The following is a 19,740-nucleotide window of genomic DNA, read 5'->3' as shown; positions in this document are numbered from 1 at the left end:
AACGTCGGCGGCGCGCACGGTAGCTCGGGAACTTCGTACTGTGAGACGCCGTTCGCTCCTGTTACCTGCAGGAAGGTGGAGTAAGCCGGATGGATCGGAGCACCAAAGTTCCCTTGCGGACGGGGCGGGCGATGCCCCTTATCGGGCTGGGCACGTGGAAACTCGACAAGGATACTGCCGAAAAGATCGAGCTCGCGATCGAGGAAGGCTACACCATGATCGATACCTCCGGCGACTACGACACCCAGCCGGGTATCGCGGAAGGCTTACGACATGCGGGCGTAACGCGCGGCGACATCTTCATTGTGACCAAGGTGGAAGAAACGGAAGATGCCCTTGAGTCCGCCAAGCGCAATGTTGGGCAACTCGATATCGGACATGCTGACCTGATCCTCATACATCGTCCGCCGCAATATGGCGCGGGAGAACCTCTGTGGGAGGGTCTTCAGCGCGCCCGCGACGAAGGAATTACTAGGGATATCGGGGTCTCCAATTATTCCGTCGAACAGCTGGAGGCACTCATGGAGACGAGTGGCGAGGTGCCCGTGGTCAATCAGATCGAGTGGAGCCCCTTCGGTTTCTCCGATGAGATGCTGGAATTCTGCAAGCGGCATGGCATCGTGGTGCAGGCCTACAGCCCCCTGACGCGCGGTGAGCAACTGGGCGATGCGCGGCTCGCGACACTCGCGCGGGCCTACGGCAAATCGCCAGCGCAGATGATCCTGCGGTGGAATCTGCAGCGCGGCACTATCCCCTTGCCCAAGGCCGCGAGGCGTGTCCATCGAAGGGAGAACCTTGCTGTTTTCGACTTCGAGATATCGCAGCGCGATATGGACGTAATCGATGGGTTCAACCGGCATTACTCGGCGCTAGGAGAGCTGCAGTACGTTTGAAAGTCTGTCGATCAGCTGATTGCTACGCGTCATACGTGGGCGTAGGTCTGCAAAGATTTTCGTTTCCTCGTCGCCAGTGGATCAGCGTATAAAGAGATTGCTCCGGGAGAGCTCGGAAAGGCGCGACACCCCCATCAGCTTCATGCCGCGCTCGATTTCGATCCGCATGTTATCGAGCGCGCGTTCGACGCCCTGGCGGCCCGCGGCGGCAAGCGGGAACAGGTAGTAGCGCCCGAGTCCGACAGCCTTGGCACCCATCGAAAGCGCCTTGAGCACGTGCGTGCCGCGCTGCACGCCGCCATCCATCATGACGTCGATCCTGTCGCCGACCGCATCGACGATCGTTCCCAACTGCTCGAAGCCGGTGCGCGATCCATCAAGCTGGCGTCCGCCGTGGTTCGAAAGCACGAGGCCGGTGCAGCCAATATCGATGGCGCGTCGCGCATCCTCGACCGACATCACACCCTTGAGGCAAAACTGCCCGCCCCATTCGCCAACCATCTCCTCCACATCTGCCCATGACAGTGCCGGATCGAGCATTTCGGTAAAGTATTTGGAGATCGACATCGTGCCGCCGCCCATGTCGACGTGGCTATCGAGCTGCGGGAGCTTGAACGGTTCGTGTGTGAAATAGTTGATTGCCCAAGCCGGCTTGAGCGCAAACTGGGTTATGCCTGCGAGATTAAGCCTGAAAGGAATGGAGAATCCGGTGCGCTTGTCGCGCTCACGATTGCCGCCGGTGATCGAATCCACCGTCAGCATCATCACATCGACGCCGGCCGACTTGGCACGCGCCATCATTTCGCGGTTAAGTCCGCGGTCCTTATGGAAATAGAACTGATAAACCTGGGGTCCGGGAGAAAGCCGCCGGGCTTCCTCAAGGCTCACCGTGCCGAGCGAGGATACGCCGAACATTGTACCGTATTTCGCGGCCGCGCCTGCAACGGCGCGCTCGCCGTCGTGGTGGAACAGGCGTTGGAGTGCGGTGGGGGAGCAGTAGACGGGCATGCTCAGCTTCTGGCCCATCACCGTCACCGACATATCGACGTCGGTAATCCCGCGCAGCACGTTGGGTACAAGATCTACGGAGTCGAAGGCTTCGGTGTTACGCCGGTAGGTCACTTCATCATCGGCACCGCCGTCGATATAGTTGAAAATCGGGCCGGGAAGGCGCTTTTTCGCCATGCGCCGGAAGTCTTGGAAGTTATGGCAGTCTTTGAGGCGCATCGTTTGTCCCGTGGTGATTTGAGGGAGAAATCGTGGCGACTATGCGTCGGAGAACGCCGCGGTGCAATCAGCCTTTCGTGTGGCGGAAAATGTGGCCGATTAGCAGCGCGCCACCAGCCCGAGCCGATCAATCGATGTGGAAAACCTCATCCATCTCGGCCCACCACTCCCCCTCCCGCCGCGTTTCGAGCGGGCTCTGCATGGGCATGCATATTGCCCACCATTCCTGCGTACGCGGATCCTCGGCCATCGCGGCCATGTCGGCATCGTGGTCGGTCCCCATATATTCGTAATAGGCAAAGAGCAGGTTTTCGGGTTCCTTGAGAAAGATCGAGTAGTTGGCGATATTGCTTTTTTTGATCTGCTTGAGCACGTCAGGCCACACATCGGCGTGGATGCGCTTGTACTCGGCGATCTGGTCGTGCTTGAGTCCCAGGACAAAGCCATAACGCTGCATTTTCAAATACTCCGGTTTTCGAGTTTATAGATCCGTTCAGCGTTGCGATGCAGCAACCGCGCCTTTTCGTCCTCGCTCGCACCAGCGAGCAGGGCATGGGTAGCTTCGACCCAGCGTTTGAGATCGGCAAAGAGTGTGCAGACCGGGAAGTCGGAACCCCAGACCACGCGGTCCCATCCGAAAACCGCGATGACGTGTTCGGCGTAGGGCTTGAGATCGGCTAACGTCCAATCAGCTCCTGCATAGGCAACTATGCCGGACAGTTTCGCTGCGAGGTTGGGGCGTCTGGCGATTTCTGTGATGGCACCGCGCCATGCCTGGAAATCATCTCCCACGATATCCGGGACACCACAATGATCGAGTACGAACTGGACTTCAGGGGCCTTGTCGATGAGGGCCATGCCTACTGGGAGTTGGTCAGCGCGGACGCAGAGATCGAAGGAGAGGTCGCGGGCTGCCAGTTTCCGGATGTTCGCGGCGAAAAGTTCGGATTGGGATAGCTCATTGGGCGACTGGTGCAGGATGCGGCGAAGCCCCTTGACCTCTCCGAGCGTTGTCACGCGGTCGAGAAAGGCGTCGAAACCTTTATTTTCGGGACGACAGGAGGCGATAGCCCCAAGGATTTGCGGATGCGCGCCAAGGACGAACTCGGTTTCCGGAAGGATATCTCTTTCCGCGACATCGACCTCCATATGCAACGCACCCTGGATTCCCAACGCGCGCGCTAGGTTGAAATAGTCCTCCTCATGCCAGGCTCGGTTGATGGTGGGATAGTCGGCAAGCCACGGATAACTGAACCGGCCGGGATAGATCAGGTGCAGATGTGTATCGATGATGCGCATGTCGTTTCCTCTTATTGTCCGGCCGCGTTTGATCGTTGGGAGAGTTCGGCAGCCGCCGCGCGCAAGAGCCTGATCGTGCGTTCCGTGTCCGGTGCGTCCTTGCGGTCAAGGCGTTCTGTGTAGGGGCACGTCAAGACAGCAATCACTGATCCCAAGGGGCCAAAGACTGGTACCGAGAGGTTATAGACAGATCCAACCTGGACGCTAGGCATGTTCTCGTAGCCTTGCTCGCGAACCTTATCGAGCCGGGCTGCAAGGGAGTGGGTCAGGGTTTTGGACGCGTTCAAGCCATGCGCTTCAATCATTTGGAGCCGCTCGTCCGGGGCCGCATGCGCAAGGAACACATGCCCAGAACCGGTATTGACCAGTGCCATGCGGGCGCCGACACGAAGCGAGATGTTCCAGTAACCGGGGCCGTCGACCTGCGCCACTACGATCAGGGCGTTCCGGTCTTCGATCACGAGGTGGCAAGCCTGCTCGGATTCGCGGGCGAAGTGGCGCATCACGGGCGTTGCCTGCCGGACCAGACGGTTGATGGGGGGGCGGGAATGGGCAAGCTCGAACAACTTGAGTGTCAGTTCGTAGCGATCCTCGCTGGTGCGAAGCACATAGTCGCGTCGCACCAATCGGTCGAGCATGCGGTAGATTTCGTTCGGAGTGCGGCCGAGGGCCTTGGATATCTCTGCCTGGCTGAGACTTGCTTCGGTACCGGCCAGCAGCTCGATAATGTCGAGGCCCTTGTCCAGCGCCGGCGCGCGATAACGGTCAGCATCCTTCAATACCATTCTTTGTCGTCCAGCTTCACGTTATGCTTGCATACGAATACACTTTTCAAATATGGATGATCAAGCCTTACTAGGAAGTGGCCGACAGGATTCTGAGGCATGTCACAGCAAAAGGGTATCCGGATGAGCGATCTAGCGGGAAAGGTTTGTCTGATCACGGCGGCTGCTCAAGGCATTGGCCATGCTTCTGCACTGGCCTTTGCAAGGGCAGGAGCGCGCGTGGTTGCTACCGATATCAATGCCGAAAAGCTTAGAGAGCTCGACGGCGAGGCGGGTATAGAAACCCGGGTGCTCGATGTTCTATCGACTGAATCGGTCAATGCTGGTGTCGCTGAAATCGGACAAATCGACATACTCTTCAATTGCGCCGGGGTCGTGCACAATGGCGCAATCCTCGAAGCCAGTGACAGCGATATCGACTTAGCGTTCAATCTCAACGTCAAGGCGCAGATCCGCACGATCAAGGCCGTGCTGCCGGGCATGCTTGAGCGGGGCGACGGTTCGATCGTCAACATGTCGTCGGTCGCTTCCTCGATTACGGGGGTCCCGAACCGGTTTGCCTATTCGGCATCAAAGGCAGCGGTCATAGGCCTTACGAAGTCAGTCGCCGTCGATTACGTGGCGAAAGGCATCCGTTGCAATGCAATCTGTCCGGGCACCGTGGATAGCCCCTCGCTGCAAGACCGCCTACGAGCCACGGGAGACTATGAAGCAGCGCGTGCAGCTTTTATCGCCCGCCAGCCCATCGGCCGTATCGGGGCGCCCGAGGAGGTCGCAGACCTTGCCGTTTACCTCGCGGGCGCGACCTACACGACCGGACATATTCACATCATAGATGGCGGATGGACCGCCTAAGCCTTACCGGGAGACAGTTGACATGAAGCTTATGCGTGTCGGCGCCAAAGGCGCCGAAAAGCCCGCCATTCTGGCCAACGACGGCACTATCCGTGACCTTTCGGGTCTGGTCGATGATATTGCTGGGAGCGCGTTGACTCCCGAAGGGCTGGCGCGAATTGCCGCCGCCGATCATTCCTCATTGCCGCAGCTCGATGCTTCGGAGCGGATTGGACCGTGCGTCGGCCGGGTCGGCAAATTTATTTGCGTCGGACTTAATTATTCGGATCACGCCGCCGAAAGCGGGATGGCCGTACCGCCCGAACCGGTACTGTTTATGAAGGCGACCAGCGCCATTTGCGGCCCCAATGACGACGTCATCATCCCCAAGAACTCGAAAAAGACCGACTGGGAAGTCGAACTGGGTGTCGTGATTGGCAAGGAAGCCCGCTACGTGGAGGAGTCCGATGCGCTCGATCATGTCGCGGGATATTGCGTGGTCAACGACCTCTCGGAACGCGAATTCCAGACGGAGCGCTCCGGCCAATGGGTCAAGGGGAAATCAGCCGATACATTCGGTCCCATCGGCCCCTGGCTCGTGACACGCGACGAGGTGCCGGACCCGCAGAACCTCGACATGTGGCTCGAGGTCGACGGACACCGCTATCAGAACGGCTCGACCCGCACGATGGTGTTCGGCGTCGCTCACCTTGTGAGCTACATTTCGCACTTCATGAGCCTGCAGCCCGGTGACATCATCACGACAGGCACACCTCCGGGCGTCGGCCTTGGCATCAAGCCCGAGCCCATCTACCTAAAGCCTGGCCAGACCATGCGTCTGAGTGTTGCCGGACTTGGCGAGCAACAGCAAAAGACGGTAGCCTATAGCGGCTGAGCCTTGGCGGAGCCGGGCGTTCAAAAGATCAGCCCGGCTTCCTTGCAATCCTCGAGTGTGATCGCTTGCATATCGGGACCGTCGCCCTCGGACTGGTCCCCGCCGTCATCCTCTTGTTCCTGCTCTGGCCCTTCGCCGCCTCCTTCGCCCTCGGCTTCGGAGTCGTCCCCATCCGAAGCGACCGCATCCACGTCGAGTGAGATCGGTATATCTCCGAGCCCTTCTTCACGGGATTGAGCGAGGAGGGGGGAAGTCTCCTCGTTGGGCTGGATCTCTCCGTCGGTTTCAATCCGCGCTTGAGTAAAGCGGGTCACGATTTCGAGGTCGGTGGTCTCCTCTGTTAGCTCTATGCAGCGCTCAATAACGGCGGCCACTGCGTCCCGGTCGGCTGTGTCGATTTCCTGAGCGCCCAGATAGAGTGGCTGGGCCACGGCCGCGGTGGAGAAAAGTCCAATGGTGAACAGTGCCGGAAGACGGTGTGCTCGCATCACCTGTGCTCCTCAAGGTAGGCGCGCATGTCAGCAACGGCGTCCGGAGATATCGCGCCCGCGCTGTTGCTCCATGCCTGACGCATGTAGGAGGCGAGGTCGGCAATCTGCTCGTCGGTGAGCTTCCATGCAAAAGGCGGCATTGCCAGGGGTCCCGGAGCCAAATCAGTCGGTTCGGCCTTCGCGCCTCCCAGAATGACACGAAGCATTGTCGAAGGATCCTCTGCGGTGACCTTGTTGGAGCCGTCGAGCGGGGCAAAAATATAGGGCACACCAGACCCATCGGCGGCGTGGCAGGCGGCGCAGTTGTCAAAGTAAATGGCTTTTCCCGCCTGGTATCTATCCTCATCGACGGGATCGGGAACCTCCGGGGCTCTGTCATCGAGGCTTTTGAGATATACGGCAATCGCTTCGAGGTCCCCTTCCGTCAGGTATTGGGTCGAAAGGCCAACCACCTCGCCCATTCGCTGCATGGGCGCCGTGTGCCTGGCGCGTCCCACACCGAGGAAATCGACGATATCCTCGATTTCCCAGTGGGAAATGCCGCCATTTAGGCCGCCTCTGATATTCGGTGCGTACCAGTTTTCAAGCGTGCCGCCGCGCAGGTATTCATCCTCCTGGTCACCACCAAGGGCGTTCTTGCCTGTATGACAGGCGCCACAGTGCCCAAGTCCATCGACCAGATAGCGCCCTCTGTTCCAGACCTCCGATTGATCGGGATCGGGGACGAATTCTGCCTCTTCGAAGAACAATGTTTTCCACCCCAGAAGCGATTGACGCACATCGAGAGGGAACGGCAATTCATTTTCGGGAACGACGGATTGGACCGGTTCGAGCGTACGCAGATATTCGTAGATCGCGTCGACATCCTCTCGCGTCACGATCGTGAAATAGACATAGGGGAACGCCGGGTAGAGATGCTCGCCGTGCCGGTCGACGCCCTCGTTCATCGCCCTGTAAAAATCGTCACGCGTCCAGTGGCCGATGCCGGTCTCGTCGTCCGGGGTCAGATTCTGCGAATAGATGATGCCGAAGGGCGTTTCCAGGCCGCGACCGCCGGCAAATGGGATGCCGTCGTTCTCGATATCGGTATGGCAGGCGACGCAGTTTCCTGCCGTCGCGAGGTAACGCCCGCGCTCGATCTGGGTATAATTGAGCTCCTGGGCGATGATGTCGGTGCCACCCAGAGCGGCTACGAACGCGACCACGCCGATGGCGGGGATATTTGGGTTACCGTCCGTCATGCCTGCACCAATGGCCCTTCGGTCCTCAGATACTGGTTGACGATGGCTTCAGCTGACCAATAAGCCAGCGCTGCGACGGTCCCCGTGGGGTTGTATCCGGCATTCTGGGGAAAGAGCCCGGCCCCCGTTATGAACAGGTTGGGGAGATCCCAGCTCTGGCAATACCGGTTGACCACGCTGTCCACCGGGGTGGAGCCCATGATGGTGCCCCCGGTATTGTGCGTGGTCTGGTAGGGCATCGAGTCGTAGGAGCCGCGCCGATGGTTGACCGTAATCTCGCGCCCCCCCATGCCTCGCGCAATCTCTTCGGCGATGGGCGTAATATGTTGGGTCAGCCGCCGGTCATTGAGCGTGAAGTCGTAGGTCATGCGCATGAGCGGGCGGCCGAGGCGATCGGTATAGGTGGGATCGAGATCCAGATAATTCGTGCGATGCGCCATCGAAGCGCCGTGTACGCTTAGCGAAGTATGCTTGAGGAAATTTTCCCGGACTGCCTTTTTCCACTCGCTGCCCCAGGAGGGAACGCCTTCGGGCACCGGATGGCTTTCGATCGGGCGGGCGTGGGTGGTCCAGCAGCCGATATACGCGCCGCCGATAAAGCCAAGCCCCGTGTGGTCGAAATTGTCGCCGTTATATTCGTCGACGATCATGCCGAGCGCGCCGGCACCGACAAATTCGTTGGTGTATTCATCCTCAAAGAAGATATCGACGCCGGACATGACCTGATAGCAATAGTTCTTGCCGACAACACCGTGGCCGGTTTCGGGGTCGTAGGGTTCGCCGATACCCGAGAGGAGCATCAACCGCGTATTGGAAAGCGGGTAAGCGCAGAGGACCACAATATCGGCCGGCTGGAAGTATTCTTCGCCATTGGCATCGAGATAGGTCACTCCGGATGCCATCGACTGGTCGGGAGTCTGCTGCACTGTCAGGACTTCGGCATTGGTCTTCAACCGGAAATTGTTGCGCCGCATGAGAACCGGAATGATCGTAGTCTGGGGCGCCGACTTCGAATAATTGCCGCAGCCGAACTTTTCGCAGAAGCCGCAATAGGTGCACGGGGCGAGATGCACGCCCAAGGGATTGACGTAGGCACGCGACATGTTGGCGGCGGGGCCGGGGAAAGGATGCAGCCCGAGTTGTCGCGAGGCTTCGGCAAATCGGTCTTGCGAAAAGGTCATACGAAGCGGCGGATTGGGGTAATGGTCCGAACGTTCACCTTCGAAAGGATTTCCGCCTTCGATAAATTCGCCCCTGACGTTTCCGGCCTGTCCGGATATGCCGCAGATTTTCTCGAAATAGTCGAAGTGCGGCTCCAACTCGTCGTAAGTGACGCCGTAGTCCTGCACGGTCATGTCCTCGAGCAGGGGACCGTACCGCTCTTCGTTGTGGCTCCTGGCGACGAAATCGGAGGGCAGGAAACGGAAAGTCTGTCCGTTCCAGTGCACGCCGCCGCCCCCAACCCCATTCCCGGGCAGGAAAGAACCCCAGCGCCGCATCGGAAGGGCGGTCTGGGAGCGATTGTTGCGGAATGTCAGGGTGTCCTGTGCGGTTTCCTGAAACATGCCGTGACGCCAGTAGTAGCGAAGCTCGTCCTGCGCAAAGGTCGTCGGGAAGTGAGTTGGGGTGTCGCGCCAAGGGCCGCGTTCGATGGCTAGAACTTCGAGACCGGCATCGGTCAGTTTTTCCGCCATGATGGCCCCGGTCCAGCCAAAGCCGACCAGCACCACATCAACGCTCTCGAGCCGCGTTACCATATGCTCCTCTCCAGTTCCGTTATTGGCGCGACCAGCCCGGGCGGCCCAGAAGGCTCACCGGGGGCAGGTCGATCCGGGCGCCGTTATGGCCCACAAAGTCACGATAATCGTAGCGGGCTCCAGGAAACCCCACGTAGCGCCAAGCGACCATGTCCCGGTTTCCGCCGTAGATGGGATCTGCGAAGAACCCCTCTATGGTGTTTTCGAGGAAGAGGTCGAAGAACGTTTTTGCCGATACCGTTTCGAAGGTGATTTCTTCGTCTTCAATCCCGGTCAGGATTCCGTCCTGCTCGTTTTCGGGCAAACCGCTGAAGGGAAGGCCAAAATTGGCATCGCAATAAGCATCGAGCTCGGCGAGCGCCAAGCGGTAGAGTTGGGCTGGCGGATGTTCGCTCTGATAACCTTGCGTCGGCAAGCCGTCCTCAAACGGTCCCTGCATATACCAATGCTGGGCCCGGCCGTAGAACCCAGCCATCTGACGGTCAATGAAGGTCGCGACGTCCGCCTCTGTGGCGCCTGGCCCGTCCTCGTCGCTCGGGATGAGCCGTGCCGCGATGGCGCGCACCGCCGAAAGTTCATCTGCGTTGAAAAACCGCTGATCGGGGATGCCATAGTAGGGAACGTCGCCGGCAGCAGCGCCCCAAGGCATACCTTCGCCGCGTCCATACTCCCGGCTTAACAGGGTTTGAGGAAACGCGAACGCCGTTGTTGTCATGAACAGCAGCTGCAGAGCCGCTCGTCTGGATAGTCCCTCCGCCATGTGTCCCTGCCGTATTTACTCTGTACAGAATGGGACCGGAGGGCGGAAGTTCCGAGAAAGCGGTATTCGCTCTTGTTGGTGAGCATTCAACGACGCCGAATACCTGCGCAAAAAGCCCGTCGATTAACTCAGGTTAATCGGTAAGTGCGCGGGTAGGATCGCTGGACTCTACGAACTTTGAGGTTGAGGAGGCACCTTGTTGTCTTGGACCGCGCGGAGGAAATTGTATCCAAGAATGCCGAGAATGGCAGCCATGCCGGCGGCTTCTGCGGCGAAATAGGGAGAGAGGCACCCTATACCTCCGGCCAGGAGGACAGGGCGGAATGCTGGGTGCAAGCGCGTGAACATAAAGCCCTCAAGCACCGCCACAAAGGCTATTGTTCCCGTGAGCGCCAAGGCACCGTTCCAAAGAACGATTTCGACGGGTCCCCCGACGATGATCTCGGGATTGAACACCATGAACATTGGGATGATGTAGAGCCCCTTGGCGTATTTCCATGCCTGCACGCTGGTTTCCATAACCGGACTGCGGGCAACCGCGGAGGCCGCGAAGGCTGCAAGGGCGACTGGCGGGGTTACGTTTGAGTCCTGAGAGTACCAGAAGACCGCGAGGTGCACGATCAGCAACGGGATACCGAACTCGGTGGTCAGCGCCGGCCCGACCAGAATGACGAGCACGATATAGGCTGCCGTTACGGGCAGGCCGAAACCCAGGATCAGGCTGGCCAGCATGACGAGAATGAGCGCAAGGATGATATTGCCGCCAGAAAAGGTCATCATCAAGCCGCTGAACTTCAGTCCCAGCCCGGTAAGGCCGATAACGCCCACGATGATGCCGCCGATGGCACAGGCAATCGAGACGGTCAGTGCGTTACGGGCGCCCAACCGGCAGGCCGTTACGAGCATGAGGGCTCCGGCTTTCAGCGCTTCGCCAATGGGAAGCCGTGTTTCGTCTCCCGGCCGGTTGCGTAGCCAATCGTAGCTGTATTTGAGGACCGCGATCGCGACGACCGAAATGATCGCCCAGAAGCCGACGCGCAGTGGCGATATGCCCACAATGAGCAGGTAAACGAGCAGGGCGAGTGGGACGAGGAAGTGCCAGCCTCCCTTCATCACCTCGCGTACGGCAGGCAGTTCGCTCGCGGGCAGGCCGCGAAGGTTCTGTTTGACCGCAATGATGTGGACAAAAAGGTAGACCGTCAGGAAATAGAGGAAAGCGGGGAAGATGCTTACGAGCACGATCTGGAGGTAAGGAATCGACGTGTATTCGGCGATCAGGAACGCTCCAGCGCCCATAAGCGGAGGCATGATCTGGCCACCGGTCGATGCTGCGGCCTCGATCCCGCCAGCCTGGGAAGGTTTGTAGCCTAGCCGTTTCATCAGCGGGATGGTGAACGGGCCGGAGGTGACGACGTTGGCGATTGTCGAACCGGAGATCGAGCCCATCGCAGCAGAGGCCAGCACGGCCGCCTTGGCAGGTCCGCCCTGACGCCGCCCGGTGAGGGCATAGGAGATGTCGATGAAGAACCTGCCGGCGCCCGTCACCTCGAGTACCGCCCCGAACAGCACGAAGGTGAACACGTAGGTTGCTGCGACACCCAGCGGCAGGCCGAATATGCCTTCCTGGCCCAGGTAGAGCACGGCAGCAATGCGATCGATCCCATAACCACGGTGCGCCAAGATGCCCGGCATGATTTCGCCGAGCCAGGGTAGGGGGCCGCGTGGACCGGCCATTGCATAGACGATGAAGGCAACGCCGATGATCGTGATGCCAATGCCCACGGCGCGGCGACTGGCTTCGAGCAGGGTAATAGTGGCGATGATCCCCACGGCGATGTCGGTGGTGGTCCAGAAACCGGCACGGCGAATGATGTCGTCGAGGAAGACGACGATGTAAAAGCCGGAGACGATTGCCGCGGCAAAAAAGATCGTGTCGACCAACGCGCCGAGGGGCGCGAGTCTACGGTTCGGCCCGAAAACGGGGAAGACGAGGAACGTGATCATCAGGATGAAGCCCAGATGGATCGGGCGCTGGTAGAAGAGGCCGAGCGGGTTGATCCCGGCGGTGTACATCTGGAACAGACATAGGGCGACGGAGAGCGCGATGGTCAGCATGACGATCGGGCGCGGCCTGGGCTCGGCCGGCGGGATCGGCGGCTTTCCAGTATTTCCTTCGCTCGCTTGCATCGAATTCAGCATGTGCTCTCTCCCTCAGCCCCTACCGGACGCAGCACGATGCGGACCGGTTGCCGCGCTGCGATCTCCGACAGGCTCTCCTCGTGGCTGCCGATTATCAGTCTGTGGTTTACCGCCATCGAGCCCACCCGCAATCGCAAGCAGTTGCCCGGTACAAATTCGTTTATCGTCTCGATCCAGTATCCGCCCTCAGGGGCGGAGGTCATGGTTCCGCGTCCCGGGATGTGGCCGAGACCTGCCGCGATATCGGGCTGATGGCTCCTTTCGAGCATCATGCGTCCATCGACGGCCATGAAGCAATCGCGCACCAGAAACCCGGCGACCGAATGATTCCAGTGAAGGCACCAGCGATCGCCATCCTTCACGGGGAAGGTCAGCAGTTCTTTCCCCTCGGTGTCTAGCATCGCCAGCGAGCCGGGTTCGTCCGCGAGCATAAGCGTACTGGACAGGGCGAGCACAATGCCCGCCCTGAGCAGATTTGCGGCGAACGTCATTCCCTAGGGGCGCAAGCGATCGGGCACGGTCGCGCCGACTTCCTCATAGTAACGGATCGCGCCGGGATGGAGGGGGATCGGGCTGGCACCGAGACTGAACTCAATCGTCGTGTCGTTGGTCGCCGGGTGAATCGAGCGCAAATACTCCACTTCCTCAAAGAGGAGTTTTGTCACCTGATAGGCGAGGTCATCGTCCATGTCGCCGGGAACGACGAGCGCGTTGGGGATGCCGACGGTCGCGGTCTGGGCCGTGCCGTCATAGATGCCTTCAGGCAGCGTATAGTCGGCAAAGATCGGTTCAAGCTCCTTGGCATTGGCGATCTCTTCCGTGGTCAATGGGATCAGCCGGATCGACCGGGTGGCGGCCAGCGAGATGATCGAACCCGTCGGGGGGCCGACGCTCCAGATACCGGCGTCGATGTCGCCGTCGCGAATGGCGTCGGCAGTTTCGTTGAAGTTGAGGCGCTGAGCAGAGGCAAGGTCCTCATAGCTCATGCCGTTGCCGTGCAGGATGGCCTGGGCGTTGATCTCGGTGCCCGAGCCGGGGGCGCCGACCGAAACGCGCTTTCCGCGCAGGTCGGACAAAGACTGGATGTCGGATTCGGCGGGAACGACGATCTGGACGGCATTGGGATAAAGCGCCGCGAGGGCGAGAGCATCCACCTTGCCGACTTCAAATGCGCCGGTACCCGTATATGCCTGATAGACCGTATCGCCCAGTGCAATGGCGAAGTCTGCCCCGCCGTTATGGATCAGTGCCATGTTCTCGACCGAGGCGCCGGTGACTTCGGCAACCGCCGCGTAGCCGTCGATGTGCTGGCCTATCAATTCGGCCAGGCCGCCGCCGATCGGGTAATACGCTCCTCCGGTACCGCCCGTGGCGATGGAAAGCTGCATCTGGCCGAAGGCGGGTGCGGTGAGGGCAAGCGCGCCGGCAACGGCGCACGCTGGTAGAAGTTTCATTTTTTCCTCCCAAACTGGCGCGCCGGGAACCGGCACGAGCCAATTGTCTAGTTTGCGTTTCGCAGGCTCCTCGACCTGCTCCACAAGAAAGCCCGTCGGGCGGTAAGCGAACTGCAAAGGCTATGCCAATATTCCAAGGTTGCGGAAAACATATTAATTTCAAGAATTTATTGTTACGGATGGATTAGACAGTTCAAGCGTAATAGGCAAAATCCTGCCCGCGAGACGACCGATGTCGGCGGATTATTGCCGATCTGCGTCGACAGGTGCTGGCCGGACAATGCCAAGTCTGGCCATTTTTTCGTTGAGCGTCCGGCGAGGCACGCCCAGCCGCTCGATGACGTCGGATATTCGGCCCCCGCTATCGGCCAGCGCACGTTCTATGATCCGGCGCTCGAAGGCTTCCATCTGTTGGGTGAGCGGCAGGGCATCGAGCAGTGCTGTCGATGTTGCATGCCCTTGGGGCAGGATCGACACGCCGAAGCCAAGAGCATGGCGTTCGGCAACATTGCGTAATTCACGAACATTTCCAGGCCATTGGTAGTGGATCAGTTCGTCCATGGCGGATGTAGAGATCGGCGGTCGGTCGCGATTGTGCTCCCGTGCGGCGCGAGAGGCAAAGAATTCGAAAAGCAGCGGTATGTCCTCCCGGCGCTCGCGCAAGGGGGGAATATGGAGTTCCACGACCGACAGGCGGAAATAGAGGTCGGATCTGAAGCTTCCTTTCTCGCTCGCGGCGCGCAGATCGCTCTTGGCAGCGGCGACGGTGCGCAGATCAATGGGAATTAGCGTGTTCGATCCAAGCCGTTCGACGCTTTTCTCCTGCAGGACGCGTAGAAGCTTGGCCTGCATGGCTAGCGGCATGGATTCGATTTCGTCCAGAAACAGTGTACCACCGCTGGCGTACTCGATCTTGCCCGCCCGCCGCGCCGTCGCGCCAGTGAACGCACCGGCCTCATGGCCGAACATTTCGCTCTCGACCATCGTTTCGGGGATGGCGGTGCAGTTGACGGCGACGTAATGGCCTTTCGCACGCCGGCCGAGGTCATGGAGACAGCGCGCGACAAGATCTTTGCCGGCACCGGTCTCACCGTAAAGAATAACCGATACCTCGGTTGCAGCCAGCTCCGCGATGTCTTCGCGCAGCCGCTCGATGGCGCGGGACGTACCGAGAATGCGGTTGCGCAACGCGTCGCCAGGCAGGGCATTCTGGAGCCGCCGGTTTTCCATCACCAGCTGTCGCTTTTCGCTGGCACGCTTCACCGCTTCGGCAAGGCGCTCGGGATCGAACGGCTTTTCCATGAAATCGTAAGCGCCCATGCGCATTGCCGCCACGGCGCTGTCGATATCACCCTGGCCGGTCATCAGGATCACCGGTATATCGGGGTCGACCGCAAGGATGCGGCGCAGAAGCTCAAGCCCGTTCATGCGCGGCATGCGCAGGTCGGTGATGACGATGCCTTCGAAGCGGTGGTCGATGGCGGCTGCGGCCTTTTCGGCTTCGGCGAAAGCCATCACCTCATATCCTGCGACCGCAAGCCATTGGCTTATCGCCTCCCGCATGGCGGGTTCGTCGTCGATGAAGACCGCTTTTCGTTCAAGCATTGGTGCGAACTCCCTCCTTGATCGCCGGCGCTGCTTCCGACTTGAGCTCAACCGTGAGTTCCGCCCCGCCTTGAGGGTGGTTGCGGGCGGAGATGGTGCCGCCAAAATCGCGCACGATCTCTGACGAGATAGTGAGGCCGAGCCCTAGCCCCGCCCCGGAGGGTTTGGTGGTTACGAAGGGATCGAAAAGCGTTTCCAGCACTTCGGGGGTGAAGCCGGGACCGTTGTCGCGGACCGAAATCCTTACCAATCCTGCCTCTTGGACGACGGCTATCCGGACACACGGCATTTCTGTTTCCGCAACAGCGTCGAGCGCGTTGCGGACGAGGTTGAGGATGACTTGTTCGAGGCGGACTTCGTTTCCCATCGTCCAGGTCGGGAGGATATCTACATCGAAAGCGACGTCGAGGGCGCGCGCCTGCACCTCGGCGAGATCGACCGCCCGGAGGATCGCCCAGTCAACCGAAACAAGTTCGGGCGCTCCCATGCCTTCCTTGCGGGCGAAGGATTTGAGATGCGAGGTAATGCGCCCCATGCGCTGGGCAAGGCCGTCCACCTTGTCGAGATTGTCGAGAACGGGTTGCGGATCGCCGAGGGGCGCAAAGATGCGGGTGGTCGCGATATAGGTGCGCATTGCTGTGAGGGGTTGATTGATTTCATGGGCGATGGCAGCCGACATTTGCCCAAGGGCGGCCAGCTTGCCGGCTTGCACCAGATCGTGCTGGGTGGCGCGCAGTTCCTGTTCGGCGCGGCGGCGCTCCTCGACCTCCTGATGGAGCATAGCGTTGGCTTCGCTCAATTCACTGGTACGCTCGGCCACGCGGATTTCGAGCTCCTCACGAGCGCGGCGTTCGGTGCGATAGGAGTGCTGGCGCTGGGCAAGGTAGAACAGTATAGCAACCAGCAGTGCCGCACCCGTTCCCCCGATCACCATACCGTCGCGACCGGCGTCAGCAACGCCCTGCAGGTCGGACAACTGGAGCACGGTCCAACCAAGTTCGGGGATGGCGGCTGTCTGGCGCAGATAAGTCCTGTTTTCGGGCAAGCCGGCGATCCAGATATGATCCGGACCGGCTCCCCGTTGTTCAAGTTCAAGCGCTTCAATTGCGCGACCGGCAAATTGGCGGGTCTGTTCAATCCGCGTCACGGCGATTTCATCGAGAGGTTCGAATGTCCGGTATTTCCAATCGGGAAGACTGGCGAGAAAGACGATGCCGCTACTGTCGGCAACCATGATGTGCTCGGAAGAGCGCTCCCAAGTCGCTTCCAGATCGTAGAACTCGATCTTGGCAATGGCCACGCCGAGAACGGGGTTCGCGCCAACCGCGCGTGAGACGAAATAGCCCGCACGGCCCGTCGTGGCGCCAATGCCGAAATATGAACCTTTGCCCGTTGCCATCGCTTCGGTGAAATAGGAACGGAAGCTATAGTTCTGGCCCACGAAACTATCTTCGCTGTTCCAGTTGGAGGATGAGAGCGTCGTGCCGTCGCGTTTCATGACATAGAGCGCAGCAGGACTGCTGGCAGCAGTTATCATTTCGAGCTTGCGGTTGAGGAAACCGGCAAGGACAGGATCGCCGGGATTGGCCAAGGCCGCCTGCACGTCAGGATCGAGCGCCATTACCAGGGGGAAATGCTCGTTCTGGCCAATGGCGTTGCTGATGGCTTCCGCGACAAGGCTGGCGCGCGTTTCGCCGGTAGCCCGCGCGGCATCGAGGGCAGTGGTCTCCCAGATGGCACGCGCCATCGTCGCGCTTCCGGCAACGGCCAGCGCGATCAGGACGCCCCTGAGGGCGTATTTGACAGCTTGTCTCCTCATCCGACGGGCAGCCTAGCTGCGGGAGGACGGATTGCCTAGCCGTTATGCGTCCCCGGCGCCCGGATTGGACTATCGTCGCTCTCGACATTGCGCAGTTGGCATGTCCATGAAGAGGCTTTGCAAACGCTGGGAGCTACTTATCACCATGCAGACGCTCGAACGCTGGATTGCCGCCATGTCGATGCCGCACGCATTGGGAGACGTGTTCAAATCGGTTGCCGATTGCGCCATTGAGATATCGGTCGCCCTGCGTATGGCGGCCCTAAGCGGCGATTCCGGGGTTGCGGGCAATGTCAACGTACAGGGCGAAGCGCAAAAGCGGCTCGATGTGGTTTCTAACGAGATTTTCCTTCGTCGCGGTGCGGCAAGTAGCGTTCTTGCGGCGATGGTTTCAGAGGAACTCGACGATGTTGTTCTCGTGGCGGATGCACCCGTGGATGCGCGATATGCCCTTGTCTTCGACCCCCTCGACGGCTCGTCCAATCTCGACGTGAACGGCGCTGTCGGCTCGATATTTTCTGTCCTTGATGTCGGCAAATCGAGGAGCGTCGTCGCTGCGGATGTGCTGCAGTCGGGCAATCGGCAGGTGGCGGCTGGTTATATGCTTTACGGACCGGCAACGGTGATGGTTTTGACCACCGGGAAATCGGTCGCCGTGTTCGGCCTCGATGAAGCGGAGGCAGAGTTCGTGGTGGTCGACGGCAATGTGCGGATCCCTCCGGAGACGTCCGAATTTGCTATCAATGCCTCGCGGCGCGAGCAATGGTATGCCCCGACACGGCGCTATATCGACGATTGTCTTGCCGGCAAGAACGGTCCGTTGGGCAAGAGCTACAATATGCGGTGGTGCGCGGCGATGGTTGCAGACCTTCACCGTATCCTTTGTCGGGGCGGGATTTTTTTATATCCTGAAGACGAAGGCACCCGAGCCAAAGGCGGCAGGCTGAGGCTGCTTTATGAGGCCAATCCGATGAGCATGATCGTAGAAGCTGCGGGCGGCGCTTCTTCCACGGGCGCACAACGCATTCTGGATGTCGTGCCGGATCACCTGCATCAGCGAATCGGGGTCATTATGGGATCTCGGGAGGAAGTAGAGCGTGCTGTATCGTATTATGCTTCTTCCTGATCGGTGCGGACTGCAAATTCGGCCACCGCAATTTTCTGAAATGGCTTAAGTTTACCGAAAATTCGCTTCGATATTGTGTGATCTCCTGCGACTGAAGTCCTCGGGGGACACGCTTATGGGATTTCTGCGACGCGATGACGGTGCGGTCGCGCTCATATTCGCCTTGATGGCGGTACCGTTCATCGCCCTCGTGGGCTGGGCGGTCGATTATATCCGCCTTATCCATGTGAAGGATTTCCTGCAGGCTCAGGCCGATGCCGCCGCGATCCACGCTCTGGCGCCAAATGCGCCGCAAGGGCAGTGGCGGCTTGCGATGTTGGGCGAAGTCGGCAACCAGTACAACGGCGATTGGGCGCGAAATATCGACGTCCAGGGCGAATGGATAAACGCCGATGACTTTCGTGTCACGGCAAACGCCGACGTGCCACTGGCGTTCATGAAACTCATTCCGGGGATTCCGGATACACAATTGGTGGTTGTGGCGGCAATCGCGCGTCTGATCGAGCCCGAATATATCTACGAAGCGCCTGTGTTCTCCGATCTCAATCCCGATGCCGGCGACTATAACCGCTTGTGGCTCTACTGCTATTGGCCCGACCGCGTGGGGTTGAACGACCCGGAACGGCCAGTGCGGACCCAGATGGTTCCCATAGCCGACAATTCCGGGAATGACGATCCAAACGGAAAAACTCAGTTTCATGTCACAGATATCAACCAAGATAACCATCTGCGTAGCGAATACGAGCAGGTGATAGAGGATTATACCTACGGCCTCGATGGACGGGAAAAGGGTATCTGGCGACAGGTCAATGGCAATCCGCGGCAGTACCATTATCTCATGCCACGCTGCCCATCGGGCTCTTATATGAGCTACCGGCTCGAGAATGTCCGCTTCTCGCGCACGCTGCCGCAATATTGGGATTCGGGTGCCGGGCCGAACAATGGCGGGGACGGGCATACCGGTCGGTTCAACTATTATACCGACACGGTCATTATTGCCGGGCAGCCCGAGACCTATAATGGTCTGATTCACCCCGGCACCGGCCAGCAGGTGGATATGCTCGAGACGATCATCTGCGACAGCATCGAGCAGTGCAGGCCGATCAGCGAGGGCGGAATTATTCCCGAAGGCTCGAACCGGATTCCCCAAAAGGCCAACGCCGACTGCAGCCCCGGAAAGTATATCTATTACGGTTGGGAGGACCGTCCTCCGGGTGTTCCCGGTTCTCAAGCGGGCTGGCAGCATTACGCCTGGACCGACCGCAGCTATGACGATATCCGCGTGGTCATCAAATGTCCTGAAGAGCGGCAGGTGGGTGAGCGCAACGCGCGACTCGTGGGGTGAGGCAGGGCGT

General features: G+C 59.7%; 18 protein-coding genes. 5 read left to right on the top strand and 13 right to left on the bottom strand.

Annotated elements, in window-relative coordinates:
• Positions 1-89 precede the first annotated feature (89 nt).
• The gene (locus I2G20_RS05530) at positions 90-893 is read left to right on the top strand and encodes an aldo/keto reductase family protein (protein ID WP_196258670.1); all 804 of its coding nucleotides are present in this window, start codon (positions 90-92) and stop codon (positions 891-893) included.
• 81 nt (positions 894-974) lie between these two features.
• Here the strand turns inward: I2G20_RS05530 and I2G20_RS05525 are convergent, their stop codons facing one another.
• The 4 genes from I2G20_RS05525 to I2G20_RS05510 form a co-directional block, all read right to left on the bottom strand.
• Entirely contained in the window at positions 975-2,120 is a 1,146-nt protein-coding gene (locus I2G20_RS05525) for an alpha-hydroxy acid oxidase (RefSeq protein ID WP_196258669.1), read from the bottom strand.
• Between the two features lie 127 nt (positions 2,121-2,247).
• Entirely contained in the window at positions 2,248-2,577 is a 330-nt protein-coding gene (locus I2G20_RS05520; protein WP_196258668.1) for an L-rhamnose mutarotase, read from the bottom strand.
• Between the two features lie 2 nt (positions 2,578-2,579).
• A complete protein-coding gene (locus I2G20_RS05515; protein WP_196258667.1) occupies positions 2,580-3,419 on the bottom strand; it encodes an amidohydrolase family protein in 840 nt (279 codons plus the stop codon).
• Between the two features lie 11 nt (positions 3,420-3,430).
• Positions 3,431-4,204, bottom strand: coding sequence for an IclR family transcriptional regulator (locus tag I2G20_RS05510; protein WP_196258666.1), 774 nt, complete (start codon positions 4,202-4,204; stop codon positions 3,431-3,433).
• 123 nt (positions 4,205-4,327) lie between these two features.
• Between I2G20_RS05510 and I2G20_RS05505 the strand changes: the two genes are divergently transcribed.
• Both I2G20_RS05505 and I2G20_RS05500 read left to right on the top strand, forming a co-directional pair.
• Positions 4,328-5,059, top strand: coding sequence for an SDR family oxidoreductase (locus tag I2G20_RS05505; RefSeq protein ID WP_196258818.1), 732 nt, complete (start codon positions 4,328-4,330; stop codon positions 5,057-5,059).
• Between the two features lie 22 nt (positions 5,060-5,081).
• The gene (locus I2G20_RS05500; protein WP_196258665.1) at positions 5,082-5,933 is read left to right on the top strand and encodes a fumarylacetoacetate hydrolase family protein; all 852 of its coding nucleotides are present in this window, start codon (positions 5,082-5,084) and stop codon (positions 5,931-5,933) included.
• Between the two features lie 20 nt (positions 5,934-5,953).
• Here I2G20_RS05500 and I2G20_RS05495 read toward each other — a convergent pair whose 3' ends face one another.
• The 9 genes from I2G20_RS05495 to I2G20_RS05455 form a co-directional block, all read right to left on the bottom strand.
• Positions 5,954-6,421, bottom strand: coding sequence for a hypothetical protein (locus tag I2G20_RS05495; protein ID WP_196258664.1), 468 nt, complete (start codon positions 6,419-6,421; stop codon positions 5,954-5,956).
• Positions 6,421-7,665 (bottom strand): cytochrome c, encoded by a 1,245-nt coding sequence (locus I2G20_RS05490; protein ID WP_196258663.1) that lies wholly within the window; start codon positions 7,663-7,665, stop codon positions 6,421-6,423. The genes I2G20_RS05495 and I2G20_RS05490 overlap by 1 nt, the downstream gene beginning before the upstream one ends.
• A complete protein-coding gene (locus I2G20_RS05485; RefSeq protein WP_196258662.1) occupies positions 7,662-9,422 on the bottom strand; it encodes a GMC family oxidoreductase in 1,761 nt (586 codons plus the stop codon). Before I2G20_RS05485 ends, I2G20_RS05490 begins: the two co-directional genes overlap by 4 nt.
• Positions 9,423-9,441: 19 nt before the next feature.
• On the bottom strand, positions 9,442-10,071 hold the full coding sequence (locus I2G20_RS05480) for a gluconate 2-dehydrogenase subunit 3 family protein (protein ID WP_196258661.1): 630 nt from the start codon (positions 10,069-10,071) through the stop codon (positions 9,442-9,444).
• A gap of 279 nt (positions 10,072-10,350) precedes the next feature.
• Positions 10,351-12,381 carry a TRAP transporter permease gene (locus I2G20_RS05475; protein ID WP_207747542.1) on the bottom strand — a complete coding sequence of 677 codons (2,031 nt, stop codon included), beginning with the start codon at positions 12,379-12,381 and terminating at the stop codon, positions 10,351-10,353.
• Complete coding sequence (locus I2G20_RS05470) at positions 12,375-12,872, bottom strand: DUF1850 domain-containing protein (RefSeq protein ID WP_246472852.1); 498 nt, start codon at positions 12,870-12,872, stop codon at positions 12,375-12,377. The genes I2G20_RS05475 and I2G20_RS05470 overlap by 7 nt, the downstream gene beginning before the upstream one ends.
• Positions 12,873-12,875: 3 nt before the next feature.
• On the bottom strand, positions 12,876-13,835 hold the full coding sequence (locus tag I2G20_RS05465; protein ID WP_196258660.1) for a TAXI family TRAP transporter solute-binding subunit: 960 nt from the start codon (positions 13,833-13,835) through the stop codon (positions 12,876-12,878).
• Between the two features lie 243 nt (positions 13,836-14,078).
• Positions 14,079-15,440, bottom strand: coding sequence for a sigma-54-dependent transcriptional regulator (locus I2G20_RS05460; RefSeq protein WP_196258659.1), 1,362 nt, complete (start codon positions 15,438-15,440; stop codon positions 14,079-14,081).
• Positions 15,433-17,259, bottom strand: coding sequence for a sensor histidine kinase (locus I2G20_RS05455; RefSeq protein ID WP_196258658.1), 1,827 nt, complete (start codon positions 17,257-17,259; stop codon positions 15,433-15,435). Before I2G20_RS05455 ends, I2G20_RS05460 begins: the two co-directional genes overlap by 8 nt.
• A gap of 145 nt (positions 17,260-17,404) precedes the next feature.
• On the opposite strand from I2G20_RS05455, the gene I2G20_RS05450 reads away from it, so the two are divergent.
• Both I2G20_RS05450 and I2G20_RS05445 read left to right on the top strand, forming a co-directional pair.
• Complete coding sequence (locus tag I2G20_RS05450; RefSeq protein ID WP_246472850.1) at positions 17,405-18,385, top strand: class 1 fructose-bisphosphatase; 981 nt, start codon at positions 17,405-17,407, stop codon at positions 18,383-18,385.
• Between the two features lie 115 nt (positions 18,386-18,500).
• A complete protein-coding gene (locus tag I2G20_RS05445; RefSeq protein WP_196258657.1) occupies positions 18,501-19,730 on the top strand; it encodes a TadE/TadG family type IV pilus assembly protein in 1,230 nt (409 codons plus the stop codon).
• The last annotated feature ends 10 nt before the right edge of the window (positions 19,731-19,740 follow it).

The organism is Pelagibacterium limicola (assembly GCF_015694405.1).
Lineage (GTDB): Bacteria > Pseudomonadota > Alphaproteobacteria > Rhizobiales > Devosiaceae > Pelagibacterium > Pelagibacterium limicola.
The sequence above is the reverse complement of the archived record's forward strand: the minus strand, read 5'-3'. Positions and strand labels throughout refer to the sequence as shown.

What these genes read in the sequence shown, in the direction of transcription:
- I2G20_RS05530 (WP_196258670.1), top strand. Translation starts at nt 90, where the DNA reads ATGGATCGGAGCACCAAAGTTCCCTTGCGGACGGGGCGGGCGATGCCC.
- I2G20_RS05525 (WP_196258669.1), bottom strand. Translation starts at nt 2,120, where the DNA reads ATGCGCCTCAAAGACTGCCATAACTTCCAAGACTTCCGGCGCATGGCG.
- I2G20_RS05520 (WP_196258668.1), bottom strand. Translation starts at nt 2,577, where the DNA reads ATGCAGCGTTATGGCTTTGTCCTGGGACTCAAGCACGACCAGATCGCC.
- I2G20_RS05515 (WP_196258667.1), bottom strand. Translation starts at nt 3,419, where the DNA reads ATGCGCATCATCGATACACATCTGCACCTGATCTATCCCGGCCGGTTC.
- I2G20_RS05510 (WP_196258666.1), bottom strand. Translation starts at nt 4,204, where the DNA reads ATGGTATTGAAGGATGCTGACCGTTATCGCGCGCCGGCGCTGGACAAG.
- I2G20_RS05505 (WP_196258818.1), top strand. Translation starts at nt 4,328, where the DNA reads ATGAGCGATCTAGCGGGAAAGGTTTGTCTGATCACGGCGGCTGCTCAA.
- I2G20_RS05500 (WP_196258665.1), top strand. Translation starts at nt 5,082, where the DNA reads ATGAAGCTTATGCGTGTCGGCGCCAAAGGCGCCGAAAAGCCCGCCATT.
- I2G20_RS05495 (WP_196258664.1), bottom strand. Translation starts at nt 6,421, where the DNA reads ATGCGAGCACACCGTCTTCCGGCACTGTTCACCATTGGACTTTTCTCC.
- I2G20_RS05490 (WP_196258663.1), bottom strand. Translation starts at nt 7,665, where the DNA reads ATGACGGACGGTAACCCAAATATCCCCGCCATCGGCGTGGTCGCGTTC.
- I2G20_RS05485 (WP_196258662.1), bottom strand. Translation starts at nt 9,422, where the DNA reads ATGGTAACGCGGCTCGAGAGCGTTGATGTGGTGCTGGTCGGCTTTGGC.
- I2G20_RS05480 (WP_196258661.1), bottom strand. Translation starts at nt 10,071, where the DNA reads ATGCCTTGGGGCGCTGCTGCCGGCGACGTTCCCTACTATGGCATCCCC.
- I2G20_RS05475 (WP_207747542.1), bottom strand. Translation starts at nt 12,381, where the DNA reads ATGCTGAATTCGATGCAAGCGAGCGAAGGAAATACTGGAAAGCCGCCG.
- I2G20_RS05470 (WP_246472852.1), bottom strand. Translation starts at nt 12,872, where the DNA reads ATGACGTTCGCCGCAAATCTGCTCAGGGCGGGCATTGTGCTCGCCCTG.
- I2G20_RS05465 (WP_196258660.1), bottom strand. Translation starts at nt 13,835, where the DNA reads ATGAAACTTCTACCAGCGTGCGCCGTTGCCGGCGCGCTTGCCCTCACC.
- I2G20_RS05460 (WP_196258659.1), bottom strand. Translation starts at nt 15,440, where the DNA reads ATGCTTGAACGAAAAGCGGTCTTCATCGACGACGAACCCGCCATGCGG.
- I2G20_RS05455 (WP_196258658.1), bottom strand. Translation starts at nt 17,259, where the DNA reads ATGAGGAGACAAGCTGTCAAATACGCCCTCAGGGGCGTCCTGATCGCG.
- I2G20_RS05450 (WP_246472850.1), top strand. Translation starts at nt 17,405, where the DNA reads ATGCAGACGCTCGAACGCTGGATTGCCGCCATGTCGATGCCGCACGCA.
- I2G20_RS05445 (WP_196258657.1), top strand. Translation starts at nt 18,501, where the DNA reads ATGGGATTTCTGCGACGCGATGACGGTGCGGTCGCGCTCATATTCGCC.